Genomic DNA, 24,494 nt, shown 5'->3' with positions numbered 1-24,494 from the left:
TAACCCTCCCCCGCCGCAAGCGGGGGGAAGGGGACAGGTTGCCGCTTCCTGTGATCGCTGGATTGCCCAGAAACATGCTCATCGCGCCAGCCAGCCGCCGTCGACGGGAAGGATCGCGCCGTGGACATAGGCCGCCGCGTCGCTCGCCAGGAACACCGCCGCGCCGCCGATATCGGACGGCCTGCCCCAGCGCCCGGCCGGGATGCGGGCGAGGATCGCGGCGTTGCGCTCGGGGTCGGCGCGCAGTGCTTCCGTGTTGTTGCTCTCGACATAGCCCGGCGCGATCGCATTCACATTGATGCCCTTGCTCGCCCATTCGCAGGCGAGGAGCCGGGTCAGGCCGGCGAGCCCGCTCTTGCTCGCGGTGTAGGAGGCGACGCGGATGCCGCCCTGGAAGGAGAGCAGCGAGGCGATGTTGACGATGCGCCCCGTGCGGCCGGCCGCGAGCACCGTCCTGGCGAAGGCCTGGGCCAGGAAGAAATTGGCCTTGAGGTTGAGGTTCATCACCTCGTCCCAATCCTCTTCGCCGAACTCCAAGGCGTCGGCCCGGCGGATGATGCCGGCATTGTTGATCAGGATGTCGAGCGGCCCGGCCAATGCCGCGGCCTGCTCGATCACGCGCGCGGCGATGCCGCCCTGCTGGAGGTCGGCCTGGAGCGCGAAGCAGGTGCCGCCGACGTCCGCGATCAGCTTCTGCGTCTGCGCCATGCTCGAGCGCCCGGCGGCGACGACGGTCGCGCCCGCCTCGGCGAGGGCCAGCGCGATGCCCTGGCCGATGCCGGTGTTGGCGCCGGTGACCAGCGCCCTGCGGCCGTCCAGCGAGAAGGGCGAGCGCGCGGCCATCAGCGCAGCGTCTCCACCGGGGCGGCGTCCATGTCGGTGAACTCGACATTGTCGCCGGCCATCGCCCAGACGAAGGCGTAGTTCGAGGTGCCGCAGCCGCAATGGATCGACCAGTTCGGCGAGATCACGGCCTGCTCGTTGGCGACGAGGAGATGGCGCGTCTGCTGCGGCTCGCCCATGAAATGGAAGACGCGATGGGCGGGGTCGAGGTTGAAGTAGAGATAGGCCTCCATCCGCCGCGTATGGGTGTGGCAGGGCATGGAGTTCCAGACCGAGCCCGGCTCCAGCGCCGTCATGCCCATCACCAGCTGGTTGGTGCCCGTCGAGTTCGGCATGATGTATTGCCGGATGGTGCGCTTGTTCGAGGTCTCGGCCGAGCCGAGATGAATGGTGTTGGCGTCGTCCTTGCGGACGAGCTGGTGCTTCGCCTCGCGGTGCGCCGGGGCGCTGGTCAGGTAGAATTTGGCCGGGTCGGCTGGGTCGGCGCTGGCGAAGGAGACCTCCCGGGCGCCGAGCCCGACATAGAGCGCGTCGAGATGGGGCAGCTCGAAGCGCTCGCCGTCGACGGTGAGCGAGCCGGCACCGCCGAGATTGATCACGCCGAGCTCGCGGCGCGCCAGGAAGAAGGGCGTGCCGGTCGGCGGGAAGGGATCGAGCGTCAGCGGCGTCCCGGTCGGCATCGCGCCGCCGATGATCATGCGGTCGTAATGGCTGTAGGTCAGCGCGACCTCGCCGGGGACGAAGATGCGCTCGATCAGGAAGTCCCGGCGCAGCGCGTCAGTGTCGTAGCCGCGCACATCGCGCGGGTGGGCGCATTGGCGTTCGTCGATGGTCGTGGTGGCGCTGGTCACAGCCGGTAGGCCTCCTTGGCCAGGCGATAGGCGAGATCATGGGCCAGCTCCGCGGCCTCGTCCTCGTCGAGGCGGTGCTCGGCGACCAGCTTCGCGAGGTAGTGGCAATCGATGCGGCGGGCGACGTCGTGGCGCGCGGGGATCGAGAGATAGGCGCGGGTGTCGTCGTTGAAGCCGACCGTGTTGTAGAAGCCGGCCGTCTCGGTGGTGAGCTCGCGAAAGCGCAGCATCGCCTCGGGCGCATCGAGGAACCACCAGCCCGGCCCGAGCTTCAGCGCCGGATAATGGCCGGCGAGCGGGGCGAGCTCGCGCGAATAGCTGGTCTCGTCGAGGGTGAAGGCGATGACGGTGAGGTTCGGCTCGTTGCCGACCGCGTCGAGCAGCGGCTTCAGCGCCGCGACATAGTCCATGCCGCGCGGGATGTCGGCGCCCATGTCACGGCCGAACTGTGCGAACAGGGAGGGGTTGTGGTTGCGCCAGGAGCCGGGATGGATCTGCAGGACGAGCCCGTCATCGAGGCTCATCTTCGCCATCTCGGTCAGCATCTGGCCGCGGAAGAGGTCGGCGTCCTCGGCCGAGAACTTGCCCTTCAGGATCTTGGCGAAGAGCTTCTCGCACTCGGCCTGGGTCAGGTTGGCGGTGCGGGCGGTGGCGTGGCCATGGTCGGAGGAGGTCGCCCCCCGGGCGATGAAATAGGCGCGGCGCTTGCGATGGGCCTCGAGATAGCCGTTCCAGCTGCCGACATCCTCGCCGGTCAGCTCGCCGAACTGCTTGAGATTGTCGGCGAAGCCCTCGAATTCGGGATCGACGACGCTGTCGGGGCGATAGGCGGTGACGACCTTGCCGGCCCAGCCCGAGTCCCTGATCATGTCGTGCCATGCCAGCGGATCGAGCGCGCCTTCCGTCGTGGCGATGGCCTCGATCCCGAAGCGCTCGAACAGGGCGCGCGGACGGAAGGCGTCCTGCTCCAGCTGCTCGGCGATGCGGTCATAGATGCGGTCGGCGCTCTCGGCGGAGAGGCGCTCGGTGATGCCGAAGATCGAGAAGGCGGCGTGCTCGAACCAGAGTCTCGTCGGCGTGCCGCGGAACAGGTGCCAGTTGCTGGCGAAGAGCTTCCAGATCCGGCGCGGATCGCTCTCGACCCGGTCTGCGCCCTGACCGTCCTTGCGGGCGATGCCGAGCTGCTCGAGCCCGATGCCCTGCGAATAGAGCATGCGGAAGATGTAATGGTCCGGCTTGACGAACAGCGTCGCCGGATCGGGGAAGGGCTCGTTCTCCGCGAACCAGCGCGGGTCGGTGTGGCCGTGCGGCGAGATGATCGGCAGGTCGCGGATATCGGCATAAAGGCGCCGCGCGATACCGCGCGTCACGGGCTCCGCAGGCAAAAGACGATCGTCGTGCAGCAGCATCGCTGGCGTTTCCTCTGTCGGGCCGGACCATAGGGCCGGCATCGGTGATGCGTCAATATACTAATATACTAGTATGCACTGCCCGGCCGTGTTACGCCTTGATGGGCTGCGGAGCGCGCAACGTGGTCCAATAAGGGAGCGATCATGGCCGGGATAGGACGATGTCTGAGGCGCTAGGCGAGCGCGAGGCCGCCAGCCTGCGCCGGGAACGGAAGCCGCAGCGCCTGGCGGCAGCGTCCGCGGGGCGGGCGACGGCCGCCTCCGTCGTGCAGGACGAGCTGCGCCGCGAGATCCTCGACATGGTGCTGCGGCCCGGTGCGGCCCTCTCCGAGAAGGAGCTCACCGCCCGCTTCGGCATGAGCCGCACGCCGGTGCGCGAGGCGCTGATCCGGCTGAAGGAGGAGGGGCTCGTCGAGATATTCCCGCAGGCGGGCACCTTCGTCGCCCGCATCCCGACGGGGGCGATCCCCGAGGCAGTGTTCATCCGCCAGGCGCTGGAATGCGCCACGGTCGAGGTCCTGGCGCGGACAGCGAGCGCCGACGACGTCGCCCGGCTCGATGCGACGATCGCGACGCTGCACGAAGCTCACGAGGCGAACGACCAGGAGCGCTTCCACCTCGCCGACGAGGAATTCCACGAGGTGCTCGCCGAGATCGCAGGCTATCCCGGCGTCTGGAAGCTGGCCCAGGCGGCGAAGAGCCAGATCGACCGCTGCCGGCGGATGACACTGCCGGTGCCCGGGCGGATGGCGATGGTGATCCGCGAGCATCTCGCCATCGTCGACGAGATCAGGCGGCACGACGCATCGGCCGCCGTCGCCGCGATGCGCCAGCATCTCGGCACGCTGCTGCCCGATCTGGTGCATCTCAAGGCGAGCTATCCGGACTATTTCGTTTGATTTCTACCGTTGGCAATTTGAGGCGCGGGGAACCCTTCTCCCGTATGGGAGAAGGGCAGGGATGAGGGCCTGCCCTAACCGTAGAAGGCACAACGGCGCCGCTTCGCCCTATTAATCAACGGCGGGCCCCCCCCCCTACCCCTCTCCCATACGGGAGAGGGGATCCCGCGCCCTACTGACTTGCCTCTCTCCCATCTCCCGCGCCATCCTGCCCCGCAACGGCATGGAGGCGGACGATGACGACGCGGCGCGATCTTCTGGCGGGAGCGGGCCTCGGCGCGCTCGCAATCCAGCTTCCGCTCGGCGCGCTCGCGCAGGCCAGGGACAGCGTCACCATCGGCATGACGCTGGAGCCGCCGACGCTCGATCCGACCTCCGGCGCGGCCCAGGCGATCCGCGAGGTCGTGCTGCAGAACATCTTCGAGGGGCTGGTGGCGATGGATCGTACCGGCAAGCTCGTGCCGGCGTTGGCGCAGAGCTGGACGCTCGCGCCCGACAACCTCACCTACACCTTCAAGCTTCGGCCCAATGCGCGCTTCCACGACGGCACGCCGTTCGCTTCGCGCGACGTGAAGTTCTCCTTCGAGCGCGCGGTCGCGCCCGACTCGACCAATGCGCAGCGCTGGATCTTCACGCCGATCGCGGGCATCGAGGCGCCCGACCCGGTCACCGTCGTCATCAAGCTGAAGCAGCCGACGGCGAACTTCGTCTACGGCCTCTCCTGGGGCGATGCGATCATCGTCTCGCCGGCGAGCGCGGCGAACAACAAGACCAGCCCTGTCGGCACGGGCCCGTTCAAGTTCGCGCGCTGGAATCGCGGCGACCGGCTCGAGCTCACTCGCAACGACGAGTATTGGGGAGCGAAGCCGGTGCTCGCCAAGGCGACCTTCCGCTTCATCTCCGATCCGCAGGCGCAGGTCGCGGCGCTGCGCGCCGGCGACATCGACGTCTTCACCAATCTCTCGGCGCCGGAGGCGATCCCGCAGCTCAAGGCCGACCCGAAGCTCAAGGTCACGCTCGGCAAGACCGAGGGCGAGACCATCCTCGCCATCAACAACGCCAAGGCGCCGTTCAGCGATGTCCGGGTGCGCCAGGCGATCGCGCATGTGCTCGACCGCAAGACGATCGCGCTCGGCGTCTACGGCTTCGATCTCGATTATATCGGCAGCCATTTTTCGCCCTTGCATCCGGCCTATGTCGATCTGACCGGGACCTATCCGGTGGACCTCGCCAAGGCGAAGGGCCTGCTCGCGGCGGCCGGCTTCCCGAACGGCTTCGAATGCAGCCTGCGCCTGCCACCGCCGGCCTATGCCAGGCGCGGCGGCGAGATCGTCGCGGCGCTGCTCGCGCAGATCGGCATCACCGCCAGGATCGAGCCGCTGGAATTCCCGCAATGGCTGGAGCGGGTGTTCAAGGCGCGCGATTTCGACCTCACCATCATCGCGCATACCGAGCCGCTCGACATTGGCAACTATGCCCGCGACGACTACTACTTCCAGTACAGGAGCCCCGAATTCAAGGCGCTGATCGAGACGATCGACCGCACCGTCGACGAGACCGAGCGCAACAAGCTCTATGGCGACGCCCAGCGCATGCTGGCGCGCGACGCGGTCAACGGCTTCCTGTTCATCCTGCCGAAGATCACGGTGGCCAAGGCCGGGCTCGACGGGATGTGGACCGACTGGCCGCTGCCGCTGACGCCGCTGGCGGAGGTGAGGTGGCGGTAACGGTTGTGACAGCTTCGCCGTCATTGCGAGCGCAGCGAAGCAATCCAGGAGGACGTGGAGCTCTGCCGCCTCTGGATTGCTTCGTCGCTGTGCTCCTCGCAATGACGCCGGCTGCTCGCGGCGACGGCGTGGGGTTCATCTGATGACCGCCTACCTGCTCCGCCGTCTCCTCGCCTTCGTCGCGACGTTGCTCGGAGCGGCGATCGTCATCTTCCTCGTGCTGGAGATCCTGCCGGGCGATCCGGCGGCGGTGACGCTCGGGCTCAATGCGGCGCCGGAAGCGCTGGCGGCGCTGCGGGCCGAGATGGGGCTCGACCAGCCGGCGCCGCTGCGCTTCTTCTCCTGGATCGGCGGGCTCGTCAGCGGCGATCTCGGCCTCAGCTACACCTATCGCGTGCCGGTGACGCAATTGATCCGCGAGCGCATGGTGGTGACGCTGCCGCTGGCATCGATGGCGATCCTGCTCGCCTCGGCGATCGGCATCCCGCTGGGCGCGCTCGCCGCGGCGAACCACAACCGGGCCGGCGACGCCGCGGTGATGGTCTTCGCCCAGGCCGGGCTCGCCATCCCGAATTTCTGGTTCGGCCTGCTGCTCGTGCTGGTCTTCGCCGTCGGCGCCGGCTGGCTTCCGGCCGGCGGCTTTCCGGGCTGGCAGGCGGGTCCCGGGCCGGCGCTGCGGTCGCTGCTGCTGCCGGCCATCGCGCTCGCTCTGCCGCAGGCGGCGATCCTCGCCCGCGTCACCCGCTCGGCCATGCTGGAGACCATGCAGGAGGATTATGTCCGCACCGCCCGCGCCAAGGGGGTCAGCCGGCGGCGGACCATGCTGCGCCATGTCCTGCGCAACGCGCTGATCCCGGTCGTCACGGTGCTCGGCCTGCAGTTTTCCGTGCTGCTGGCGGGCGCGATCATCATCGAGAACGTCTTCGCCCTGCCGGGACTCGGGCGCCTCGTCTTCCAGTCGATCGCCCAGCACGACCTGATCGTGGTCAAGGATCTGGTGATGCTGTTCTCGGCCCTGGTCGTCTTCATCAACTTTGCGGTCGAGCTGCTCTACGGGCTGATCGACCCGCGCCTGCGGCAGGCTTCGTGACGCGATGCCCGTCGTCGCCCTAGCGCACCCCCAACTTCACGCGTGCCGCCTCGGCCAGATAGCCGGAGCGGGTGGCCCCGATCGCCGCCGCGGCACGGTCGACAGCCTGCAAGAGATGTTCGTCCAAGGTGATGTTGACGCGAACCGCCTTGCCGGGCAGCTCGATCGGTACGGCAGCGACGATCGCATCGGCAAAATCTTCGGCGAAAGCGGCATCGGCCTTCAACACCGCGAGCGAGCGCGGCTGGGGAATGGCTTCGCCATCCTCGATCATGCCCTCGATATGAAAGGCGAGTGCCTGCGCGCCGCGCTGCACGGCTTCGTCGAGCGTATCGGCCGTGCTGATGCACCCCGGGAAATCGGGGAAAGAGATGCCGTACGATCCGGCTTCTACGTGGATCAAGGCGATGACGTGGGTCATGGCTTCAACTTTCTTTCGCTCGCAGACAGCTCACCAATCCCACCCGGCTTGGCGATAGATGCTGCGCAAGGTGCCGCGGGGAATCTCGCGGACGCCTGTATCGATCGTCACGCGGCCCCGCTTGTGCGGATGCCGGTATTGCACATGGTCGCCGGGCCCCTGGCGGTCGATGATCCAGCCATCGTCGCGCAGGCGTCGTTCGACATCCTTGCGCTTCGTGCTGTGGTCGCTCAGCCCCATGGCGCATCCAAGCGATGTGTATAAATACTCATTTTGGCGCGGTCGTGCAAGACCAACCTCGCTGGATGCGATCATGAGCGCGGTCGCGCCTCGCACCCGCCCGCGGCGCTGGTGGGCCTCGCCGTCCTTCCTGGCCGGCCTGCTGCTGGCCGGGCTCGTCGTCGCGATGGCGCTGACCTCCTATCTCTGGACGCCCTACGAGCCGACGCAGATGGCGATCCTGAAGCGGCTGCGTCCGCCCTCGGCCGAGCACTGGTTCGGCACGGACCAGTTCGGCCGCGACGTGCTCTCGATGATCATGGTCGGCGCGCGCAACTCGCTGGCGGTGGGGCTCGGCGCGGTCGGGCTCGGCCTGACCCTCGGCAGCGCGCTCGGGCTGGTCGCCGCGATTCGGCGCGACGGCCTCCTCGACAATCTGATCATGCGCATGGCCGATTTCAGCCACGCCTTCCCGGCGGTGCTCTCGGCGATCATGATCAGCGCGGTCTGGGGGCCGGGCATGATGAACGCCGTGATCGCCATCGCGATCTTCAGCCTGCCCTATTTCGCAAGACTGGCTCGTGGCGCGGCGCTGCAATGCTGGGCGCTCGATTACGTGCTGGCGGCGCGCGCGGCGGGGCTGACCGAATTGGCGATCACGCGCGAGCATGTCCTGCCCAATATCGCCGGCGTGCTGGTGGTGCAGGCGACGATCCAGTTCGCGCTCGCCATCCTGGCCGAGGCGGGCCTGTCCTATCTCGGTCTCGGCACGCAGCCGCCGGCGCCGTCCTGGGGCCGCATGCTCAACGAGGCGCAGACCTTCATGGCGGGCCAGCCCTGGCTCGCCATCTTCCCGGGCGCGGCGATCGCGCTATCGGTGCTGGCCTTCAATTTGCTCGGCGACGGCCTGCGCGACGCGGTCGACCCGCGCATGCGCCGCTCGCGCGATTGATCTTACGATGCTTGCGGAGTTCCAGTCATGATCGAGTTCGCCGATCTCAGCGCCGTCGACATGCTCCGGGCCTTCCGCTCGCGCGAGCTCTCGCCGGTCGAGGTCACCGAAGCGGTGATCGAGCGCATCGCGATCTGGGAGCCGTCGCTCAAGGCGCTCTACGCCTATGATCCCGAGGGCGCGCGCGCCGCGGCGAAGGCGAGCGAGGGGCGCTGGCGCCGCGGCGAGGCGCTGCCGCTCGACGGCGTGCCCTGCACGATCAAGGAGAATATCGCGACGAAGGGTACGCCGGTGCCGCTCGGCACGGCGGCGATGGAGCTCGCTCCCGCCGCGGCCGACGCGCCGCCGGCGCAGCGCCTGCGCGAGGCCGGCTGCGTCATCCTCGCCAAGACGACGATGCCGGATTACGGCATGCTCTCCTCCGGCCTGTCGAGCTTCCACGCGCTGGCGCGCAACCCGTTCGATCTCTCGAAGAACCCGGGCGGCTCCTCGGCCGGCGCGGCCGCCGCCGGCGCGGCCGGCTACGGCCCGCTGCATATCGGCACCGATATCGGCGGCTCGATCCGGCTGCCGGCCGGCTGGTGCGGGCTGGTCGGGCTGAAGCCGAGCTTCGGCCGGGTGCCGATCGACCCGACCTATTACGGCCGCGTCGCCGGGCCAATGACGCGCAGCGTCGCCGACGCCGCGCTGATGATGCGCGAATTGTCGAGGCCGGACGAGCGCGACCCGATGAGCCTGCCGCCGCAGGAGATCGCCTGGACCGAGCTCGAGCGCGAGCCGCGCGGGCTCCGGCTCGGATTGCAGCTGGATGCCGGCATCGGCCTGCCGGTCGAGCCCGAAGTCAGGGCGGCGATCGCCGGAGCGGGCGACGCCTTCCGACGGGCCGGGGCGAGCGTCGAGATCATGCCGCCCTTCCTGACGCGCGACATGCTCGACGGGCTCGACGATTTCTGGCGCCAGCGCGCCTGGGCCGAGATCGGAGCGCTGCCGCGCGAGCGGCAGGAGAAGGTGCTGCCCTATATCTTCGCCTGGGCCGAGCGCGGCCGTTCGCTCACCGGGGCGCAGGTGCATCGCGGCATGAGCCAGATGCTGGCGATCCGCCATGCGGCGCTGAAGGCGGCCGCGCCCTTCGACTATGTGCTCTCGCCGGTCTCCCCGGTGCCGAGCTTCGCGGCCGAGCTCGCCTCGCCGGTCCACGACCCCGAGCGGCCTTTCGAGCACATCGCCTTCACCGTCGCCGCCAACATGTCGGACCAGCCGGCGATCTCCGTCCATGCCGGCATGACGACATCGGGCCTGCCGATCGGCCTGCAGATCACCGGCCGGCGCTTCGACGATCTCGGCGTGCTGCAGATGGCGCGGGCCTGGGAGCGGCTGCGCGGGGCCGGGCCGGACTGGCCGCGGGAGCCACGGGATCAGGCGTCTTTGCGAGCGTAGCGAAGCAATCCAGGAGCGGCCGCGCGCCAAGCTCTCCTGGATTGCTTCGTCGCTTTGCTCCTCGCAATGACGGCTTGCGCTACGTCTTCTTCCCCGCCGTGTTCAGCGCCACGGCCGCCCGGATCAGCGCCGCCAGCGCCGCCTCGTCGATCGCCTCGCCCTCGTGGATGTCAATGGCGCGTCGCATATTGCCGTCGAGGCTGGCATTGAACAGGCCGGTGGGATCGGGCAGCGACGCGCCCCTGGCGAAGGTCAGCTTGACCGCGCCCTTGTAGGGCTCGCCGGTGCAGATGATGCCGGCATGCTCCCAGACCGGGACGCCGCGCCATTTCCAGGTCTCCTCGACCTCGGGGTCCGTCTGCCGGATGATGGCGCGGACTTTTGCGAGCGCCGCGCCGCGCCAGTCGGTCAGTTCCGCGATCCTTGCGTCGATCTGCGCGGAGGCCGAGGCTGCTGCTGCCCCGCTCGTCTTGTCGCTCGCTTTTCTCATGGGGCCGGCGTCCTCGTTCTCACATCGTCTCGCCGGGCAAGGCGGCGGCCTGCTTCACCCAGGCGGTGAACTGCGCTTCGTCGAGTTCGTCATCCTCATGGATGTCGAGATAGCGCACATCCTTCTGCCTGGAGGAGCCGGGCGGGACGGGATCGAGCGCCGCGCCGCGGAAGAAGGCGACCTTCACATATCCGGTGAAGACGTGGATGCCGAGGAACCAGTGGTCGTCCTCAACGCCGTAGAGCGGCGAGTTCCACTTCACCGCCTTCCTGACGCCCGTGACGGCGGCGCCGATCAGCGCGTCGAGGCGTGCCCCGAGCGCGCTCTTCCAGCCCGGCATGGCGGCGATATAGGCCCGCACCGGTTCCTCGCCATAGCCTTTGGCGATCTGCGGATTGCCGCCGGAGAGCAGGACGGGCCGGCCGTCTCCGCCGGCCTTCGGCTTGGCTGCCGCTTTCGAGATCTTGCCGGCCACGGCTTCGCTCCTAGCCTTCCGCCCGCCGCCGCCAGCCGGCGGCATAGGGCAGCGCGAACATGTAAAGCCCGGAGACCATCAGCAGGAAAAGCGGCGGCAGCGGGGAATAGACGATCCAGGCCGGCGGCTGTCCGAGCGCCATGGCGACGAAGTTCGCCGTCACGCTCGTGGTGAAGACGAGGGCGAGCCAGCGATGGCCCTGCCGGATCGCGTCGGTCAAGGTCATGAGTCCATCCTTCCGGAGATGAGCGCCGGCATGGTCACGCCGCCCGCGCCAGCAGCTCTTCCAGCTTGCCGAAGAACTGCTGCCAGCCGGCCCTGGCGCCGCCGAAGGCCTGCTTCTGGTCAGGCCGGAAGCCGTCCTGCTCCATCCGCAGCAGCGTGCCCCTGGGCGTCGGGGTCAGCGTGAAGGTCACCGTGCTCTTCAGGGCGAAGGCCGGATCGTCATGGGCGAAGTCCCAGCTGTAGGACAGCGTCCGGTTGGGCTCGATGGCGAGGACCTCGCAATCGAGCACGCCGCCCCAGTCGCCGCGCAGGTTGAAGCGGTGGCCGACGACCGGCGCGAAATCGTTCTTCATCAGCCATTCCGCGATCAGGTGCGGTTGCGTCAGGGCGCGCCAGAGCTTGTCCGGCGGATGGGCGATCTCGCGCTCGACGACGACGGAGCGCGCCTGCGTGGCAGTGGTCATTGGTCCATCCTCCGAAGCAGATTTTCGAGGTCGTCGAACCGCGCCTCCCAGAAGCCGGCCATCTGGCTGGTCCAGTCGAGGAGGGGGCCGAGCGCGCCGGGCCGGGCGCTGTAATGGGTCTGCCGGCCGGCATGGCGGTCCTGCACCAGCCCGGCCTGCTTCAGCACGCCGAGATGCTTGGAGACGGCCGGCTGCGAGACGCCGGCCTGCGCCGTCAGCGCCCCGACCGTGAGCTCGCCGTCGCGGCACAGGCGCTCGAAGATGGCGCGCCGGGTCGGGTCGGCGAGCGTCCTGAACAGCATGTCGTGAGCGTCTGGCATCCGAGATAGATAACCCGTTGGCTATGGTTTGATTCATAACCCTCGAGATATGTATCGGTCAAGCGCCCTCACAAGCGAGGCGGGGGAGGGGTGCTGCAAGCGCGCTGGACCGGGGCGGACGGCTCGCGCAGGATGCCTTGCGAAACCCGCGGGGAATGTCGCCGCCGGCGCCCCTGCGCTCCCCTCTCGAGGACTTCGCCATGGATCTGAGGCTGAACGGCAAGCGCGCTCTGGTCACGGGCGGCAGCAAGGGGATCGGCCGCGCCATTGCCCGGCAGCTGGCGCTGGAAGGCGTCGACGTCGTCATCGCCGCACGAAACCAGGCGGAGCTCGATGCCGCCGCGGCAGAGCTCGCGCGCGAGAGCGACCGCCGGATCGTCGGGCTCGCCGTCGACACGCAGGACGACGCCTCGGTCAAGGCGCTGGTCGCCGGCACCGTCGCGGCGCTGGGCGGACTCGACATCCTCGTCAACGCCGCCGCCAAGCCCGGCGGCCAGGCGACGCCGCCGAGGCTCGCCGAGATCACCGACGCGCTGTTCTTCGACGACGTCAACGTCAAGGTGATGGGCTATCTGCGCATGGCGCGCGAGGCGGCGCCGCTGATGGCGGCCAATGGCTGGGGCCGGATCATCAACATCAGCGGGCTGGCGGCGCGCCTGACCGGCTCGACCATCGGCTCGATCCGCAATGTCGCGGTGGCGGCGCTGACCAAGAACCTCGCCGACGAGCTCGGTCCGAAGGGCATCAACGTCACCGTGGTGCATCCCGGCACGACGCGGACGGAGAAGACACCGGGCGTGGTCGCGGCGCGGGCGGCGGCGTCCGGGCTCGCGCCCGAGGAGGTCGAGCGCCGCATGGCCGCCAATGTGGCGATCGGCCGGCTGGTCGACATGGCCGAGGTCGCCGACATCGTCGCCTTCCTGGCCTCGCCGCGCAGCGTCGCCATCAATGGCGACGCCATCGCCTGCGGCGGCGGCTCGAAGGGCGCGATCCACTATTGACGTAAGTCGTCATTGCGAGCGCAGCGAAGCAATCCAGAGGCGGCAGCGCTCTGCGCCCCCCTGGATTGCTTCGTCGCTTTGCTCCTCGCAATGTCGGAGGGGCGCTGAAACGACGATCGTTTCCGGATCGCGCGGGCTCAGAACAGCGCGGTCGGCGCGACCTCGGCGACTACCATCAGCGCGAGGCCGAGCAGGCCGAGGCCCGCGCCGGTCCAGGCGAGCAGGGTGACGCCGGTGATGATCGCCGCCGAGGAGACGACGATCGCGATCTGCAGCAGGCCCGAGACGATGTCGTACTTGTCGTCGCGGGCGCTGGAGATGTCGCGCCTCGCCTCGGCCGCCTTGGCGCGGGCGATCAGCTCCTTGCGGCCTTCATTGGTCTCGGGCTCCGATTCGTAGCGAGCGACCGTGGCCTTCCAGCTGTCGATGCGCTTCTGCAGCCGCTCGCGCACGGCCGGGTCGGTGGCGCCCGCGAGCTCGACCTCCATCGCCTCGGCAGCGGTGCGCAGGGTCGTGCCGCGGATGGTCTTGGCCTGGAAGAAGGCCCAGAGGTTGGAGGCCTCGATGTTCTTGGCCAGCGCATCCTGCTCGGCGTTCTTGCCGCCGATCTCGGAGAAAGCGAGCAGGAGTGCGAGAACGGCGATCAGCAGGGCGATGCGCCTGTTCGCCTTGCTGGTCGGCTGGCTGTCTTCGATGAGGTCTGGTGCGGCTGAGGCCATGTGTGATTCCCCCGGAAAGGCCGCGCCTGATGGCCGGTTCGCACGACGGAATCAAGACGATTTCAGGGACGTCGCGGAGGCTATCCCCGGGCGCGGGGATGGGCGGAATCATAGGCCGCGAGCAGGCGGGCCGAATCGATGCGGGTGTAGATCTGCGTGGTCGAGAGCGAGGCGTGGCCGAGCAGTTCCTGGATGGCGCGCAGATCGCCGCCGCGGCCGAGCAGATGGGTGGCGAAGGAATGACGCAGCGCATGCGGCGTCGCGCTGCCCGGCAATCCGAGCGAGCCGCGCAGGCCCTCAACCGCGAGCTGGATGATGCGCGGAGAAAGCGGGCCGCCCTTGACGCCGACGAAGAGAGGCCCGTCCGGCGCCAGCCGCCACGGGCATTGCGCGAGATAACCGGCGATGGCCTCGATCACGACCGGCAGAACCGGCACCATCCGGGTCTTGCCGCCCTTGCCGAGCACGGTCAGCGCGTCGGCGGTGCTCGCCGGCGCCTGCGAACGCCTGAGGCCGAGCGCCTCGGAGATGCGCAGGCCGCTGCCATAGAGCAGGGAGAGCACGGCGGCGTCGCGGGCCAGCACCCAATCGGGCCGCTCCTCGCCGGCGCGGCTGTCGGCCCTGGTCACCGCCGCGGCCGCCTTGGCGTCGAGCGGGCGCGGCAGGCCCTTGCCGAGGCGCGGCCCGCGCGTGGCGGCGAAGGCGGCGGCGCTCAGCCGGCCGCTGCGCTCGCCGAAGCGGGCCAGCGAGCGCAGCGCCGCCAATTGGCGCATCAGCGTGCGGTTGCCGACGCCGTCGCGGCGGCGATAGCCGAGGAAGGCGCGCAGGTCGGCCGGCTTCAGGGTCGCGACCGCCTTCAGCGTCGGCGGCGCGTCGAGATGATGGGCGAGGAAGGCGGCGAACTGGTCGATGTCGCGGCCATAGGCATCGAGCGTCTTCGGCGAGAGCCGGCGCTCATGGCCGAGATGGGCGAGCCAGTCGCGCCGGAGGGTGTCGAAATCGCTCATGGCGCGATCTTGCCGCGCGAGCCTTAACAACCGTTGTCCGGCTCGCTCGCCGCCTGCTATGAACCCTCGAGAAATTGTTCAGGGCTGACCAAATTGCACGCTCCCGATCCGCACGGCCTGATCTTCCCCTTTCCCGAGCCTCCGGCGCCGGGCCAGCTGATCGAGGTCGCTCCCGGCATCTTCTGGGCCAGGGTCGGGCTGCCGTTCCGGCTCGACCACGTCAACATCTACCTGATCGAGGATGGCGACGGCTTCGCGGTGATCGACACCGGCATCGGCGACGAGGCGACGCGGCAGGCCTGGCTCGGGCTGATGGCGGGCGCGCTCGCGGGCAAAAAGCTGAGCCGGCTCTTCGTCACGCATTTCCATCCCGACCATATCGGGCTCGCGGGCTGGCTGCACGAGCGCTTCGGCACGCCGCTGCTGACCAGCCAGACGAGCTATCTCGGCTGCCTCAACATCTCGCTCAGCCCCGGCGCGGCGGAGGCGCCGGTCTACAGGGATTTCTATCTGCGCCACGGGCTCTCGGCCGAGGTGACGCAGGTCGTCTCGACGCTGGGCCATGGCTATCTCAGGCAGGTGACGCCGCTGCCGCCGACCTTCACCCGCATCGTCGCGGGCGATGTGGTGCGGATCGGCGGGCGCGACTTCTTCGTCCTCGCCGGCGACGGCCATGCGCCGGAGCAGTTGATGTTCCACTGTCCGGAGGCCGGGGTGTTCCTGGCGGCCGACCAGGTGCTCGCCAGGATCACGCCGAACATCAGCGTCTGGGCAGTCGATCCGGAGGGGGATCCGCTGGGCCTCTATCTGCGCTCGCTGCGCGCGCTGCCGCAGGCGATCCCGCCGGGGACGCTGGTGCTGCCGGGGCACCAATTGCCGTTCTACGGGCTGGCGGAACGCTGCGCCGCGCTCGCCGCCCATCATGACGAGCGCTGCCGGCTGATCGCGGAAGCAGTCGCCGGGGGGCCGCATTCTGTCGCCGAGCTGGTGCCGGTGATGTTCACGCGGCCGCTCGACCCGCACCAGCTCTCCTTCGCCTTCAGCGAGGTGTTCGCCCATGTGAACGCGATGCTGCGGCAGGGCGAGCTGCGCTGGGCGGAGCCGCAGGCGGGCATCATGCGGGTGATGGCGGCCGGCTGAGCCGTGGCGCATAAAAATTAAGCATGATCGGAAAAGAGCGGGGTGTCGCCGCGGCCGGTCCATGTGGAATTAGGATTCGCGGCGCATCAATGCGCGCCAGGAGCGCGGGGGCGGAGCAATCCGGCCGGGGGCCGCGCCGTGCCTTGCGCGGGACGACAAGACGGGACGATGGCTCTACCGGCGATGCTTCGAGCGATGCGGCCGCATCATTGGGCGAAGAACGGCCTGGTCTTCGTGCCGATCCTGCTCAATCACGACGTGTTCGACGCGAAGGCGCTGTTCTACGGGCTCGTCGCCTTCGTCTCCTTCTCGCTGATGGCCTCGTCGATCTACCTGCTCAACGACATCATCGACGTCGAGGCCGATCGGCGCCACCCGACCAAATGCAAACGTCCGCTCGCGGCCGGCGAGATCACCAAGGGCCAGGCCTATGCCATGGTGCCCGGCCTGCTGATCACCTCCGGCGCATTGACGGCGCTGCTGCCGCGCCCCGGCCTCTACATGATGGTCTGGGCGGCCTATCTCGTCCTGGCGCTGGCCTATCTCCTTGTCCTGAAGCGCAAGCTCCTGGTCGACGTGCTCGGCCTCGCCGCCCTGCACACGCTGCGCATCATCGCCGGCAATGCTGCGGCGGCGATCCCGGTCTCGTCCTGGCTCCTCGCCTTCGCGATGTTCCTGTTCCTGAGTCTGGCCCTGATGAAGCGCTATGCCGAGCTGCGCATCACCCAGGACCAGTCCGGGCTGAAGAAGGCCGGGCGCGGCTACCAGGCCGAGGACATCGAGGCGCTCTCGCAGCTCGGCATGGCCTCCGGCTGCACCTGCGCGCTGATCATGGCGCTCTATGTCGACAGCGCCGCGGTCAAGGAGCTCTATCGCCATCCGGAGATGATCTGGCTGATCTGCCCGGTCATCCTCTACCAGATGGCGCGCATGTGGTTTCTGGCGCGGCGCGGCGGCATGCCCGACGACCCGCTGGTGTTCATGATCCGCGACTGGCGCAGCCAGCTGATGGGTGTGGTGGTGGTGCTCATCATGGTCGGAGCGACGGTGCTGCCGTGAGCGGCGAACGCGCGGTCCTGCGTTCCTGGGGCGGCCTCGAGGCCAGGGACTCGACGCTGCTCGAACCGGAAGACTGGCTCGCCGAGCGCCGGCGCCGGCGCCCGGTTCTGGCTTATGGCAATGGCCGCTCCTATGGCGATTCCTGCCTGAACGACGGCGGCGAGCTGATCGCGGCGCGCCGGCTCGACCGCATCCTGTCCTTCGACGTCGAGGCCGGGACCATGCTCTGCGAGGCCGGCGTCCTGCTGGAGGAGGTGCTGAAGCTCAGCGTTCCGGCCGGCTGGTTCCCGCCGGTGACGCCGGGCACCAGCCTCGTCACCATCGGCGGGGCGCTCGCCAACGACGTCCACGGCAAGAACCATCATCGCGCCGGCACCTTCGGCCGGCATGTGCTGGGCTTCGAGCTCGCCCGGTCGGACGGTTCGGTCCTGACCTGCACGCCGACGCGGAACCCGGAGCTCTTCGCCGCCACGATCGGCGGCATGGGGCTGACGGGCCTGATCCTGCGGGTCGAGCTGCAGCTGATGCCGGTCGCTTCGGCGCAGGTGCTGCAGGAGACCGTGCATTTCGACGGCCTCGACGGCTTCTTCGCCATCGCGGGGCAGTCCGACGCCACGCATGACTACACCGTCGCCTGGGTCGATTCGCTCGCCGGCGGCCGGCATTTCGGCCGCGGCGTGTTCTTCCGCGCCAATCACGCGCCGGCCTCCGACGCGCCCCCGGCGAAGGCCCCGCCCGTCCTGCCCTTCCCGCTGACGCCACCCTTCCCGCTGATCAACGGGCTGACGCTGCGCGTCTTCAACGCGCTCTATCGCGCCGCCCAGCCGAGAACGCCCGAACCGCGGCGCGTTCCCTACCGGCCCTTCTTCTATCCGCTCGACCGCATCCGCGACTGGAACCGGGCCTATGGGCCCAAGGGGCTGCGCCAGTTCCAGTGCGCGGTGCCGACGGCGCAGGCGCGCCGGGCGGTCGAGGACATGCTGCGCCTGACCCTGGAGGCGGGCGAGAGTTCCTTCCTCACCGTGCTCAAGCTGTTCGGCGACCTGCCGTCGCCGGGGCTGATGTCGTTTCCGGTTCCCGGCGCGACTCTGACGCTCGACTTCCCGCATCGCGGCGAGCGCACGCTGAGGCTGCTCGACGCGCTCGACCGGGTCGCGATCGAGGCCGGCGGCCGGGTCAATCCCTACAAGGACGCGCGGATGTCGGCCGCGACCTTCGAGGCCTCGTTCCCGCATTGGCGCGACTTCGCGCGCCATGTCGATCCGGCCTTCTCGTCGAGCTTCTGGCGGCGGGTGACGGGCGGCTAGATGTGGAGCGTCAACAGGTTGTTCTGATCGGATCCGGCTCTCACTTTTTGCTTAGAGACCGCCTTACCGATCAGCTTGCGGTGCAAGCCGGTCGGAACGGGCTCTAGGCTCAGCCCGACCAGGCCCCGCCGGCCGCGACGATATCCGTGCGGCTGAAGTCGTCGCCGACGAAGAGCAGCGGGCAATCCTGTTGCCGCGCCAGCTGGTAGGCGAAACAATCGCCGAAGTTGAGACCGGCTGGAGCGAGGCCCTTGCCCCAGGCGCGATAGGCCTCGGCGACGCCGTGCGCGGTGGACATGTCAGCCGCCTCGACGGCAAAGCCGAGACCGCCGAGCAAATCCGCCATCTCGGTCCGCACGCCGCGCCGCCCTGCCACGATCAGCGCCTCGGCAACGGTCACGGCCGAAATCGAAAGGTTCGGCTCGTCGGCGAGTGCGATCATGCAACGCTCGGCCTCGGGTTCGTCGAGCACGATCGCCATCAGCGCCGAGGTGTCGACGACGATCATCGCGGCAGGCCATCATCGTCGTAGAGGAAGTCCTGACTCCGCGCGGCCGCCGGCCCCGGCAAAGCTTTCGCCGCTCCGGAAAGCCGAATTCGCTGCATCAGCGCGCGGCGCTCCATTCGATCGACGGCGCGCTGAACTGGAACGAGTCGCACGGCCTCCCGGCCGTGCCGGGTCAGCACGACGGTTTCGCCGGCCTCTGCCCGGCGGACGAGTTCGGTCAGCTGGGCCTTGGCCTCGGAGACGGATATGCGCATGACGGCACGATCACGATACCTCGCCAATATGGTCCATTCGATAGTCCATATCAATGAGCGAGGAGGCGATGGGCTCAGGCCGGCGCCATGGCCGGCTGCTCGACCGCCGTCACCGTCAGCACATGCTTCCTGCCGTCGCGGGCGGTCCAGGCGATCGACTGGCCGGCGGAGAGGCCGATCAGGGCCGCGCCGATCGGAGTCAGCACCGAGATGCGGCCCTGCTCGATGTCCGCCTCGCCGGGATAGACGAGCTGGACGCGGCGATGCTGGGCGCTGTCGGAATCGAAGGTGACGAAGGAGCCCATGCGCACGACGTCGGTCGGCAGCTTGCCGGGCGCGACCACCTTGGCGCGGTCCATCTCGGCGAGCAGTTCCTCGGCGACCTCGGGCACGCGCTCGAGCGCCGTGGTGGCGAGGCCGGTCAGGCGCTCATGATCGATCTCGCCGACGATGATCTTCGGCTTGCGGTGGGGCTTCTGGGTCGACTGGGGCATGGGCTTTCATCCTGCGATGGCGCGCGCGACGGCGGCGCCAGAGCGCGACCGGCAAGTTCGGGAGGCTGATTGAGGAGACGCCTGGGATGTCGGGCTGCAATGACGAAGGACAGCATCGACGGCACCCCTGGACTCGGGGCGCGCTCGGCCGAGTCCGGGGCTAGGATTCCGCGATCGGGGCGACCCGGAATACGAGGCGGTGCTTCGTCGTCATCTTCATAGAGTTGGGGGCTGCGGCCTCGCTGTCAAGGCTGGCCGGAGCGCCGGCCGAACGCAAAAGGGCCGGCGTGCGCCGGCCCCGGACATTGCGAGGTAACCAGTTTCCTCAGCCCTTCGCCACCGCGACCTTGCGCAGATAGTCGGTGACGATGCGGGTGATGCCGCGCGAGAGCAGGTCGTCGAGCGCGGCGATGAATTCATCGCACTGCTCGCGCGTGACGATCAGCGGCGGCTCGAGCCGGATGACGTTGCGATTGTACTCGGTGAAGGCGACGAGGATGTCGTAGTCCTTCAGCAGCAGCGCGCCGATGAAGCCGCAGAGCGAGCCCTTCAGCTTGTCGTCGAGCAATGCGACCATGTGCCTGACGCCGAAGGGCATGGTCTCGCTGATGTCCTGGAACTCGACGCCGATCATCAGGCCGCGGCCGCGGATCTCCTTGATCAGGGTCGGGTGCCTGGCGCGTAGTGCGTTCAGGCGCTCGATCAGGTAGTCGCCCTGGCGCTTGGCATTGCCCATCAGGTCCTCGTCATAGAGGACGTTGAGCGCCTCGATCGCGCTGATGCAGGCCTCGCCCATGCCGCCGAAAGTGGCCTGGGCGTGGATCAGCGCCGTCTTCGGCTTGCCATAGGCCTTCATGTAGATGTCGCGGCGGGCGATCATCGCGCCCATCGCCGCCTTCGAGCCGCCGAGCGCCTTGGCGAGCGCGGTCACATCGGGCACGACGCCGTCGCGCTCGAAGGCGAAGAACTGGCCGGTGCGGCCGAGCCCGCATTGCACCTCGTCGGCGACCCAGAGCACGCCATGCCTGTCGCAGAGCGCGCGCAACTGGCGCCAGAAGCCCTCGGGCGCCTCGACGATGCCGCCGCCGCCCTGGATCGTCTCCATCACGACGATGCCGATGGTCGGGTCGGCCTCGAGCGCCCGGCGCACGGCCTCGATGTCGCCGAACGGCACCTTCACCCGGTTCTCGACCAGCTTGAACTGCGACTGGTAGAGCGCCGAATCCGTGACCGAGAGCACGCCCTTGGTCTTGCCGTGGAAGGAATTGGCGGCGTGCAGGATCTTCGACTTGCCGGGTCCCTGCGCCTGCTCGGCGACCTTCAGCGCCGCCTCCATCGCCTCCGATCCGGTCGAGCCGAGGAAGACCATGTCGAGATCGCCCGGCGCGATGGTGGCGAGGTTCTTCGCCAAAGCGGACGCGTATTGCGACATGAACGCCATGCAGATCTCATGGCGGTTCTCGTCCTGGAAGCGCTTGCGCGCGGCGATGATGCGCGGATGGTTGTGGCCGAAGGCGACCGAGCAGAAGCCGCCGAAGAAATCGAGGATCTTGCGGCCGTCCCTGGTGATGTAGTGCATGCCCTCGGCGCGATCGACCAGGATCCTGTCGAAGCCGAGCAGCTTGAGGAAATGCACCTGGCCGGGGTTGATATGGGCGGTGAAGAGCTCCTTCACCTGCGCCGCATCGAGCTGCTTGGCGGCCTCGACGCTGATCAGCTGCGGGCGCGAGGGCTGGGCGGCGGGCTCGTCCGTCCTCATGGCGGGCATGCTCATGCGGCCTTCCTCCTCTGCTCGTCCTTCGCCTTGCGGTACTCGGTATAGGCCGCCATCAGCATGTCCTCGTCGCGATATTTCGGCGTCCAGCCGAGCTCGCGCTTGGCCTTGGAGGTATCGAGGATGCAGATTTCGTCGGCGATCTTGTACTGTTCCGGGTCCATGATCGGCAGGTTGATCGCGTCGAGCGTGTCGAGCGTCAGCTTGACCAGCGAGGCCGGCGTCGGCAGCAGGATCGATTTCGAGCCGGCATGGCGGATCAGGTCGCCGAGCAGCTTCTTCACCGGCGGCGGATCGTCCGAGCCGAGATTATAGGCGCTGTTCGGGAAATCGGCCTTCCAGGCGGCGATGCAGGCGCTGGCGCAGTCGAACACCGAGATGAACTGATAAGGGTTGTTGCCGGAGCCGATCATCGGCACCGGCAGGTTCAGGTCGATCAGCCGGAAAAGCTTGACCAGGATGCCGAGCCGCCCCGGCCCGATGATCAGGCGCGGCCGGAAGATCGGGATACGGAAACCCTTGTCGCGATAGCTCTGGCAGAGCGCCTCGGTGGCGAGCTTGCTCTCGCCGTATTCGCCGAGCGGCCTCGCCGGATGGGTCTCGTCCTGCGGCACCGTGACCGAATGGCCGTAGATCATGTCGGTGGTGAAGTGGACGAGCCGGCGGGCGCCGTTCGCCTCCATCCAGCTCAGGATGTTCTGCGTGCCGTGATAGTTCACCGGCCAGAAGAAATCGTGGCGTTCCTTGCGCGTCACGATCGGCGACAGCATCTTGGCCGAGAGGTTGTAGACGACGTCCTGCGGCGTCAGCGCGATGCTGCCGACGCTCGCCGGATCGGTCACGTCGACGCGCTGGAACGGCACCCGGGCATAATGCGGGTGCGGGCTCTTGTTGATGTCGCAGACGAGGGCGTCCTCGCCCATGGCCGCGAGCTCAGCCGCCAGATGCGAGCCGACGAAGCCGTCGCCGCCGATGATGATGTGCTTCATGTCTCGATCGCCGCTGTTCGAAAGGACGCGTCAGCGCCGCGCGGCGGGGCGGCGCGCCGGCACCGGGACCGGCTTCAGACGCGGCGCGGCCGGCGGAACGAAGAGGGCGCCGAGGCGGAGAATGAAACGGGCGAACAGGTCCATTGCGTCGTTCCTCAGCTTTGGGCGATGAAGATGGTGCCCAGGACGATGAGGCCGATGCCGGCGATGCGGGCCGGGCTCAGATCCTCCTGGAAGACGAAGTAGGCGTAGACGGCCACCACCACATAGGCGAGGCTCAGGAAAGGGTAGGCGTAGCTGATCTGCACCTTCGATAGCACGACGAGGTGCGAGGCCATGCTGACCACGAAGGTGCATAGCCCTGCGAAGACGAAGGGGTTGAAGACGACTCGGAAGACGGTGGGAATCAGCCCGTCGCTTCCCACGTCGAGATGCCCGACTCCGCCCATGCCGCGCTTCAGCATCAGCTGCGCCGCGGCGTTGGTCAGCACCGTGAACAGGATCAGAGGCAGGTAGGCGTTCATCGGAGCTGGGCATTCCGCGTGGCTGTTGCCGCCTTGGATCGCGCGGAAAATACTTCAAATGCCTTACGCCGCAGAAGGTTATCGGCCTGTAACCTTAAAAGTGTGCTGCGCCGCTCGACGAAACTCCACGGTGATCGGCGCTCCGGCGCCGGGCGATGCGGGCCCGGCGGAAAAGCAGCGATTGAACCGGCCCCGCGGCTCGCTTATGCCTAATGAATCGTTAACCGAGGGCGCCCCGCGACATGGCAAGTCTGTTCCGGCTCGTGGCCGATGCGCGCGCCGAACTGCTGCAGGTGAATCCCTGGGCGCGGCCGCATCAGGCCGGCTTCGCCGCCGCGCAGCGCGCGGCGCGCTATGGCGCGGCCGGGCCGGAGGCCTCCGCCTTCATGGCGGCGCGGCGCGAGGCGACGCTGGCGCGACTCGGGGAAGGGTCGGCGAGCTGGAATGGCTGGGCCGGCGCCATGGCCCGCCTGCGCGGCCGGATCGGCGCCGACGGCGCGCTTCTCGCCCTCTGGCGCCTCCTCGCCGATGTCGATCTGGTCGACGAGATCTTCGAGGGGGAATTCAACGTCGCCGGCATCATCTTTCCGGCCGCGGCCCGTTTCGCCGGCAGCGCCTTCTGCGGCGACGCCTGGTTCTCCGAGGCGCATTTCCACGGTCCGGCGAGCTTCCGTGACGCGAGCTTCCGCGCCGACGCCTTCTTCGACCGGGCGCATTTCGCCGGCGACGCCGATTTCGGCGCCGCGACCCTGCACGGCACCGCCGAGTTCCGCGACATGCGCTGCGAGGGGACGGCCTGCTTCGTCGAGGCGGAGTTCTCCGGCGACGCCTGGTTCCGCGGCGCGCGCTTCGACGGCGTGACCCAGTTTCGCGGCGTGCGTCATGCCGGCGAGGCCGGCTTCGGCGACTGCCGCTTCGCCGGAGCCGCCGATTTCGGCGAGGCCGAGTTCGCCGGCAATGCCGGCTTCGAGGCGACGCGGTTCGGGCAGATGGCGAGCTTCGCCGGCGCCCGTTTCGAGCGCGGCGCCTGGTTCAGCAACGCCGCCTTCGAGGGCCGCTCGAATTTCGAGCGGGCCCGCTTCCGTGGCCGCCGGCAGTTCGAGGGCATTTCCCTCGCCGCCCAGGTCTCCCCGGTCGCGCAGCAGATCGCGGCGCTCGAGCGGCTGCAGCTCGGCCGCCGCTGACCGGCGTGTGAGCCGGCTCAGGCCTGCCGCAGGCCCGTGGCCAGATCCTGGTCCTTCCGCATGGTCCGTTGCAGGGCCGGACGTTCGACCATCCGCCCCATATAGGCCTCGAACACCGGCAGGCGCGGCAGCACGCCGGCGACGGTCATGCCGAAATGGATGCCGGCGCCGAGCTGGGTGTCGGCGGCGGTGAAGCGTTCGCCGGCGGCGTAGGGATGCTCTCCCAGCCATTTCGCCAGGTTCGCGATGGTGTCGGCATGCGAGCCGAAGGAGAAGCCGCGCGGGTCGTAGTGGAGCTTGTGCATCGCGGTCGCGATGATCGGGTCGAGCACCGCGTCGCTGTAGACCAGTCTTGTGAGGAAGGCGGCGCGGTCGGCGTCGCCGACCGCCGGCGCCAGCCCGGCCTGCGGGAAACGCTCGGTCAGATAGAGGCAGATGGCGGCGCGCTCGGTGACGACGGTGCCGTCATCGACGATCGCCGGCACCTTCTTGTGCGGCTGGATGGCGCGGTAGCTTTCGGGCGGGCCGCCCTCGGCCCGAATGTCGACGAGCTCCATCGCATAGGGCTGGCCGAGCTCCTCGAGCAGCCAGAGCACCGAGAGGGAGCGCGAATGCGGCGCGTGATAGAAGGTCAGCATGGTGGGTCTCCCGCGAGCTGCGCCTGAGCAACCGCCGAGGAGCGGATAGGATCCGCGCCTGCCGGAGGATGTCA

General features: G+C 68.6%; 29 protein-coding genes. 10 read left to right on the top strand and 19 right to left on the bottom strand.

Annotation, left to right across the window (positions count from 1 at the left end; genetic code table 11):
* Nucleotides 1-78: 78 nt before the first annotated feature.
* Genes kduD through uxaC form a run of 3 tightly spaced genes read right to left on the bottom strand, consistent with a single transcriptional unit; the run spans nucleotide 79 to nucleotide 3,103 of the window.
* Complete coding sequence (gene kduD, locus CS1GBM4_RS16460) at nucleotides 79-843, bottom strand: 2-dehydro-3-deoxy-D-gluconate 5-dehydrogenase KduD (RefSeq protein WP_186419794.1); 765 nt, start codon at nucleotides 841-843, stop codon at nucleotides 79-81.
* Nucleotides 843-1,694, bottom strand: a complete 852-nt coding sequence (gene kduI / locus CS1GBM4_RS16455; protein ID WP_244607252.1) for a 5-dehydro-4-deoxy-D-glucuronate isomerase — start codon at nucleotides 1,692-1,694, stop codon at nucleotides 843-845. Before kduI ends, kduD begins: the two co-directional genes overlap by 1 nt.
* Nucleotides 1,691-3,103, bottom strand: coding sequence for a glucuronate isomerase (gene uxaC / locus CS1GBM4_RS16450; RefSeq protein ID WP_186419793.1), 1,413 nt, complete (start codon nucleotides 3,101-3,103; stop codon nucleotides 1,691-1,693). Before uxaC ends, kduI begins: the two co-directional genes overlap by 4 nt.
* Before the next feature lie 161 nt (nucleotides 3,104-3,264).
* On the opposite strand from uxaC, the gene CS1GBM4_RS16445 reads away from it, so the two are divergent.
* The 3 genes from CS1GBM4_RS16445 (at nucleotide 3,265) to CS1GBM4_RS16435 (ending at nucleotide 6,819) form a co-directional block, all read left to right on the top strand.
* Complete coding sequence (locus tag CS1GBM4_RS16445; RefSeq protein WP_186419792.1) at nucleotides 3,265-4,002, top strand: GntR family transcriptional regulator; 738 nt, start codon at nucleotides 3,265-3,267, stop codon at nucleotides 4,000-4,002.
* A gap of 341 nt (nucleotides 4,003-4,343) precedes the next feature.
* On the top strand, nucleotides 4,344-5,729 hold the full coding sequence (locus CS1GBM4_RS16440; RefSeq protein WP_244607262.1) for an ABC transporter substrate-binding protein: 1,386 nt from the start codon (nucleotides 4,344-4,346) through the stop codon (nucleotides 5,727-5,729).
* A gap of 142 nt (nucleotides 5,730-5,871) precedes the next feature.
* Nucleotides 5,872-6,819: an ABC transporter permease gene (locus CS1GBM4_RS16435; protein ID WP_186419790.1), complete on the top strand. Its 948-nt coding sequence runs from the start codon at nucleotides 5,872-5,874 to the stop codon at nucleotides 6,817-6,819.
* A 19-nt stretch (nucleotides 6,820-6,838) separates the two neighbouring features.
* Here CS1GBM4_RS16435 and CS1GBM4_RS16430 read toward each other — a convergent pair whose 3' ends face one another.
* Entirely contained in the window at nucleotides 6,839-7,240 is a 402-nt protein-coding gene (locus CS1GBM4_RS16430) for a type II toxin-antitoxin system HicB family antitoxin (RefSeq protein WP_186419789.1), read from the bottom strand.
* Nucleotides 7,241-7,270: 30 nt separating this feature from the next.
* Nucleotides 7,271-7,480, bottom strand: coding sequence for a type II toxin-antitoxin system HicA family toxin (locus CS1GBM4_RS16425; RefSeq protein ID WP_186419788.1), 210 nt, complete (start codon nucleotides 7,478-7,480; stop codon nucleotides 7,271-7,273).
* 73 nt (nucleotides 7,481-7,553) lie between these two features.
* Between CS1GBM4_RS16425 and CS1GBM4_RS16420 the strand changes: the two genes are divergently transcribed.
* Nucleotides 7,554-8,411, top strand: a complete 858-nt coding sequence (locus CS1GBM4_RS16420; protein ID WP_186419787.1) for an ABC transporter permease — start codon at nucleotides 7,554-7,556, stop codon at nucleotides 8,409-8,411.
* 27 nt (nucleotides 8,412-8,438) lie between these two features.
* The gene (locus CS1GBM4_RS16415; RefSeq protein WP_186419786.1) at nucleotides 8,439-9,848 is read left to right on the top strand and encodes an amidase; all 1,410 of its coding nucleotides are present in this window, start codon (nucleotides 8,439-8,441) and stop codon (nucleotides 9,846-9,848) included.
* 79 nt (nucleotides 9,849-9,927) lie between these two features.
* Here the strand turns inward: CS1GBM4_RS16415 and CS1GBM4_RS16410 are convergent, their stop codons facing one another.
* From CS1GBM4_RS16410 to CS1GBM4_RS16390, 5 genes are read right to left on the bottom strand one after another with little or no spacing between them, the layout of a single operon-like run.
* Nucleotides 9,928-10,338 carry a DUF1801 domain-containing protein gene (locus CS1GBM4_RS16410; RefSeq protein WP_186419785.1) on the bottom strand — a complete coding sequence of 137 codons (411 nt, stop codon included), beginning with the start codon at nucleotides 10,336-10,338 and terminating at the stop codon, nucleotides 9,928-9,930.
* 19 nt (nucleotides 10,339-10,357) lie between these two features.
* Entirely contained in the window at nucleotides 10,358-10,858 is a 501-nt protein-coding gene (locus CS1GBM4_RS16405; RefSeq protein ID WP_186419784.1) for a DUF1801 domain-containing protein, read from the bottom strand.
* Complete coding sequence (locus CS1GBM4_RS16400) at nucleotides 10,824-11,039, bottom strand: hypothetical protein (protein WP_186419783.1); 216 nt, start codon at nucleotides 11,037-11,039, stop codon at nucleotides 10,824-10,826. Before CS1GBM4_RS16400 ends, CS1GBM4_RS16405 begins: the two co-directional genes overlap by 35 nt.
* Before the next feature lie 34 nt (nucleotides 11,040-11,073).
* Entirely contained in the window at nucleotides 11,074-11,502 is a 429-nt protein-coding gene (locus CS1GBM4_RS16395; protein ID WP_186419782.1) for an SRPBCC domain-containing protein, read from the bottom strand.
* Nucleotides 11,499-11,822 (bottom strand): metalloregulator ArsR/SmtB family transcription factor, encoded by a 324-nt coding sequence (locus CS1GBM4_RS16390; RefSeq protein ID WP_186419781.1) that lies wholly within the window; start codon nucleotides 11,820-11,822, stop codon nucleotides 11,499-11,501. Before CS1GBM4_RS16390 ends, CS1GBM4_RS16395 begins: the two co-directional genes overlap by 4 nt.
* Nucleotides 11,823-12,022: 200 nt before the next feature.
* Here CS1GBM4_RS16390 and CS1GBM4_RS16385 point away from each other — a divergent pair, with 200 nt between their 5' ends.
* Complete coding sequence (locus CS1GBM4_RS16385) at nucleotides 12,023-12,823, top strand: SDR family oxidoreductase (RefSeq protein WP_186419780.1); 801 nt, start codon at nucleotides 12,023-12,025, stop codon at nucleotides 12,821-12,823.
* A gap of 137 nt (nucleotides 12,824-12,960) precedes the next feature.
* Here the strand turns inward: CS1GBM4_RS16385 and CS1GBM4_RS16380 are convergent, their stop codons facing one another.
* Both CS1GBM4_RS16380 and CS1GBM4_RS16375 read right to left on the bottom strand, forming a co-directional pair.
* Nucleotides 12,961-13,542 carry a DUF4337 domain-containing protein gene (locus CS1GBM4_RS16380; protein ID WP_186419779.1) on the bottom strand — a complete coding sequence of 194 codons (582 nt, stop codon included), beginning with the start codon at nucleotides 13,540-13,542 and terminating at the stop codon, nucleotides 12,961-12,963.
* An 80-nt stretch (nucleotides 13,543-13,622) separates the two neighbouring features.
* The gene (locus CS1GBM4_RS16375) at nucleotides 13,623-14,549 is read right to left on the bottom strand and encodes a tyrosine recombinase XerC (RefSeq protein ID WP_186419778.1); all 927 of its coding nucleotides are present in this window, start codon (nucleotides 14,547-14,549) and stop codon (nucleotides 13,623-13,625) included.
* 93 nt (nucleotides 14,550-14,642) lie between these two features.
* Between CS1GBM4_RS16375 and CS1GBM4_RS16370 the strand changes: the two genes are divergently transcribed.
* From CS1GBM4_RS16370 to CS1GBM4_RS16360, 3 genes are all read left to right on the top strand, one after another.
* Nucleotides 14,643-15,689: an MBL fold metallo-hydrolase gene (locus tag CS1GBM4_RS16370; protein ID WP_210201587.1), complete on the top strand. Its 1,047-nt coding sequence runs from the start codon at nucleotides 14,643-14,645 to the stop codon at nucleotides 15,687-15,689.
* 168 nt (nucleotides 15,690-15,857) lie between these two features.
* Complete coding sequence (locus CS1GBM4_RS16365) at nucleotides 15,858-16,748, top strand: UbiA family prenyltransferase (RefSeq protein WP_280177728.1); 891 nt, start codon at nucleotides 15,858-15,860, stop codon at nucleotides 16,746-16,748.
* Complete coding sequence (locus tag CS1GBM4_RS16360) at nucleotides 16,745-18,055, top strand: FAD-binding oxidoreductase (RefSeq protein ID WP_186419776.1); 1,311 nt, start codon at nucleotides 16,745-16,747, stop codon at nucleotides 18,053-18,055. Before CS1GBM4_RS16365 ends, CS1GBM4_RS16360 begins: the two co-directional genes overlap by 4 nt.
* Before the next feature lie 109 nt (nucleotides 18,056-18,164).
* Here the strand turns inward: CS1GBM4_RS16360 and CS1GBM4_RS16355 are convergent, their stop codons facing one another.
* The 6 genes from CS1GBM4_RS16355 to CS1GBM4_RS16330 all read right to left on the bottom strand — a co-directional run bounded on the left by CS1GBM4_RS16355 (nucleotide 18,165) and on the right by CS1GBM4_RS16330 (nucleotide 22,598).
* Complete coding sequence (locus CS1GBM4_RS16355) at nucleotides 18,165-18,563, bottom strand: type II toxin-antitoxin system VapC family toxin (RefSeq protein WP_186419775.1); 399 nt, start codon at nucleotides 18,561-18,563, stop codon at nucleotides 18,165-18,167.
* Complete coding sequence (locus CS1GBM4_RS16350) at nucleotides 18,560-18,817, bottom strand: type II toxin-antitoxin system prevent-host-death family antitoxin (protein WP_186419774.1); 258 nt, start codon at nucleotides 18,815-18,817, stop codon at nucleotides 18,560-18,562. The genes CS1GBM4_RS16355 and CS1GBM4_RS16350 overlap by 4 nt, the downstream gene beginning before the upstream one ends.
* A 74-nt stretch (nucleotides 18,818-18,891) precedes the next feature.
* Nucleotides 18,892-19,311 carry a nucleoside diphosphate kinase regulator gene (gene rnk, locus CS1GBM4_RS16345; protein ID WP_186419773.1) on the bottom strand — a complete coding sequence of 140 codons (420 nt, stop codon included), beginning with the start codon at nucleotides 19,309-19,311 and terminating at the stop codon, nucleotides 18,892-18,894.
* A 325-nt stretch (nucleotides 19,312-19,636) separates the two neighbouring features.
* Complete coding sequence (locus CS1GBM4_RS16340) at nucleotides 19,637-21,085, bottom strand: aspartate aminotransferase family protein (RefSeq protein ID WP_186419772.1); 1,449 nt, start codon at nucleotides 21,083-21,085, stop codon at nucleotides 19,637-19,639.
* The gene (locus CS1GBM4_RS16335) at nucleotides 21,082-22,074 is read right to left on the bottom strand and encodes an NAD(P)-dependent oxidoreductase (protein WP_186419771.1); all 993 of its coding nucleotides are present in this window, start codon (nucleotides 22,072-22,074) and stop codon (nucleotides 21,082-21,084) included. Before CS1GBM4_RS16335 ends, CS1GBM4_RS16340 begins: the two co-directional genes overlap by 4 nt.
* A gap of 155 nt (nucleotides 22,075-22,229) precedes the next feature.
* Complete coding sequence (locus tag CS1GBM4_RS16330) at nucleotides 22,230-22,598, bottom strand: transporter (RefSeq protein WP_186419770.1); 369 nt, start codon at nucleotides 22,596-22,598, stop codon at nucleotides 22,230-22,232.
* Between the two features lie 242 nt (nucleotides 22,599-22,840).
* Here CS1GBM4_RS16330 and CS1GBM4_RS16325 point away from each other — a divergent pair, with 242 nt between their 5' ends.
* The gene (locus tag CS1GBM4_RS16325; protein ID WP_186419769.1) at nucleotides 22,841-23,782 is read left to right on the top strand and encodes a pentapeptide repeat-containing protein; all 942 of its coding nucleotides are present in this window, start codon (nucleotides 22,841-22,843) and stop codon (nucleotides 23,780-23,782) included.
* 17 nt (nucleotides 23,783-23,799) lie between these two features.
* Here the strand turns inward: CS1GBM4_RS16325 and CS1GBM4_RS16320 are convergent, their stop codons facing one another.
* Nucleotides 23,800-24,420, bottom strand: coding sequence for a glutathione S-transferase family protein (locus tag CS1GBM4_RS16320; protein WP_186419768.1), 621 nt, complete (start codon nucleotides 24,418-24,420; stop codon nucleotides 23,800-23,802).
* Between the last annotated feature and the right edge of the window lie 74 nt (nucleotides 24,421-24,494).

The sequence above is a fragment of the Allobosea sp. CS1GBMeth4 genome, assembly GCF_900185715.1.
Classification (GTDB): domain Bacteria; phylum Pseudomonadota; class Alphaproteobacteria; order Rhizobiales; family Beijerinckiaceae; genus Allobosea.
This window is presented reverse-complemented; position numbering and strand designations above follow the sequence as displayed.

Excerpts from the sequence above, each read along its gene's own strand:
- kduD (WP_186419794.1), bottom strand. The coding sequence starts at position 843 with ATGGCCGCGCGCTCGCCCTTCTCGCTGGACGGCCGCAGGGCGCTGGTC.
- uxaC (WP_186419793.1), bottom strand. The coding sequence starts at position 3,103 with ATGCTGCTGCACGACGATCGTCTTTTGCCTGCGGAGCCCGTGACGCGC.
- CS1GBM4_RS16445 (WP_186419792.1), top strand. The coding sequence starts at position 3,265 with ATGTCTGAGGCGCTAGGCGAGCGCGAGGCCGCCAGCCTGCGCCGGGAA.
- CS1GBM4_RS16440 (WP_244607262.1), top strand. The coding sequence starts at position 4,344 with ATGACGCTGGAGCCGCCGACGCTCGATCCGACCTCCGGCGCGGCCCAG.
- CS1GBM4_RS16435 (WP_186419790.1), top strand. The coding sequence starts at position 5,872 with ATGACCGCCTACCTGCTCCGCCGTCTCCTCGCCTTCGTCGCGACGTTG.
- CS1GBM4_RS16430 (WP_186419789.1), bottom strand. The coding sequence starts at position 7,240 with ATGACCCACGTCATCGCCTTGATCCACGTAGAAGCCGGATCGTACGGC.
- CS1GBM4_RS16425 (WP_186419788.1), bottom strand. The coding sequence starts at position 7,480 with ATGGGGCTGAGCGACCACAGCACGAAGCGCAAGGATGTCGAACGACGC.
- CS1GBM4_RS16420 (WP_186419787.1), top strand. The coding sequence starts at position 7,554 with ATGAGCGCGGTCGCGCCTCGCACCCGCCCGCGGCGCTGGTGGGCCTCG.
- CS1GBM4_RS16415 (WP_186419786.1), top strand. The coding sequence starts at position 8,439 with ATGATCGAGTTCGCCGATCTCAGCGCCGTCGACATGCTCCGGGCCTTC.
- CS1GBM4_RS16410 (WP_186419785.1), bottom strand. The coding sequence starts at position 10,338 with ATGAGAAAAGCGAGCGACAAGACGAGCGGGGCAGCAGCAGCCTCGGCC.
- CS1GBM4_RS16405 (WP_186419784.1), bottom strand. The coding sequence starts at position 10,858 with ATGCCGCCGGCTGGCGGCGGCGGGCGGAAGGCTAGGAGCGAAGCCGTG.
- CS1GBM4_RS16400 (WP_186419783.1), bottom strand. The coding sequence starts at position 11,039 with ATGACCTTGACCGACGCGATCCGGCAGGGCCATCGCTGGCTCGCCCTC.
- CS1GBM4_RS16395 (WP_186419782.1), bottom strand. The coding sequence starts at position 11,502 with ATGACCACTGCCACGCAGGCGCGCTCCGTCGTCGTCGAGCGCGAGATC.
- CS1GBM4_RS16390 (WP_186419781.1), bottom strand. The coding sequence starts at position 11,822 with ATGCCAGACGCTCACGACATGCTGTTCAGGACGCTCGCCGACCCGACC.
- CS1GBM4_RS16385 (WP_186419780.1), top strand. The coding sequence starts at position 12,023 with ATGGATCTGAGGCTGAACGGCAAGCGCGCTCTGGTCACGGGCGGCAGC.
- CS1GBM4_RS16380 (WP_186419779.1), bottom strand. The coding sequence starts at position 13,542 with ATGGCCTCAGCCGCACCAGACCTCATCGAAGACAGCCAGCCGACCAGC.
- CS1GBM4_RS16375 (WP_186419778.1), bottom strand. The coding sequence starts at position 14,549 with ATGAGCGATTTCGACACCCTCCGGCGCGACTGGCTCGCCCATCTCGGC.
- CS1GBM4_RS16365 (WP_280177728.1), top strand. The coding sequence starts at position 15,858 with ATGGCTCTACCGGCGATGCTTCGAGCGATGCGGCCGCATCATTGGGCG.
- CS1GBM4_RS16355 (WP_186419775.1), bottom strand. The coding sequence starts at position 18,563 with ATGATCGTCGTCGACACCTCGGCGCTGATGGCGATCGTGCTCGACGAA.
- CS1GBM4_RS16350 (WP_186419774.1), bottom strand. The coding sequence starts at position 18,817 with ATGCGCATATCCGTCTCCGAGGCCAAGGCCCAGCTGACCGAACTCGTC.
- rnk (WP_186419773.1), bottom strand. The coding sequence starts at position 19,311 with ATGCCCCAGTCGACCCAGAAGCCCCACCGCAAGCCGAAGATCATCGTC.
- CS1GBM4_RS16340 (WP_186419772.1), bottom strand. The coding sequence starts at position 21,085 with ATGAGCATGCCCGCCATGAGGACGGACGAGCCCGCCGCCCAGCCCTCG.
- CS1GBM4_RS16335 (WP_186419771.1), bottom strand. The coding sequence starts at position 22,074 with ATGAAGCACATCATCATCGGCGGCGACGGCTTCGTCGGCTCGCATCTG.
- CS1GBM4_RS16330 (WP_186419770.1), bottom strand. The coding sequence starts at position 22,598 with ATGAACGCCTACCTGCCTCTGATCCTGTTCACGGTGCTGACCAACGCC.
- CS1GBM4_RS16325 (WP_186419769.1), top strand. The coding sequence starts at position 22,841 with ATGGCAAGTCTGTTCCGGCTCGTGGCCGATGCGCGCGCCGAACTGCTG.
- CS1GBM4_RS16320 (WP_186419768.1), bottom strand. The coding sequence starts at position 24,420 with ATGCTGACCTTCTATCACGCGCCGCATTCGCGCTCCCTCTCGGTGCTC.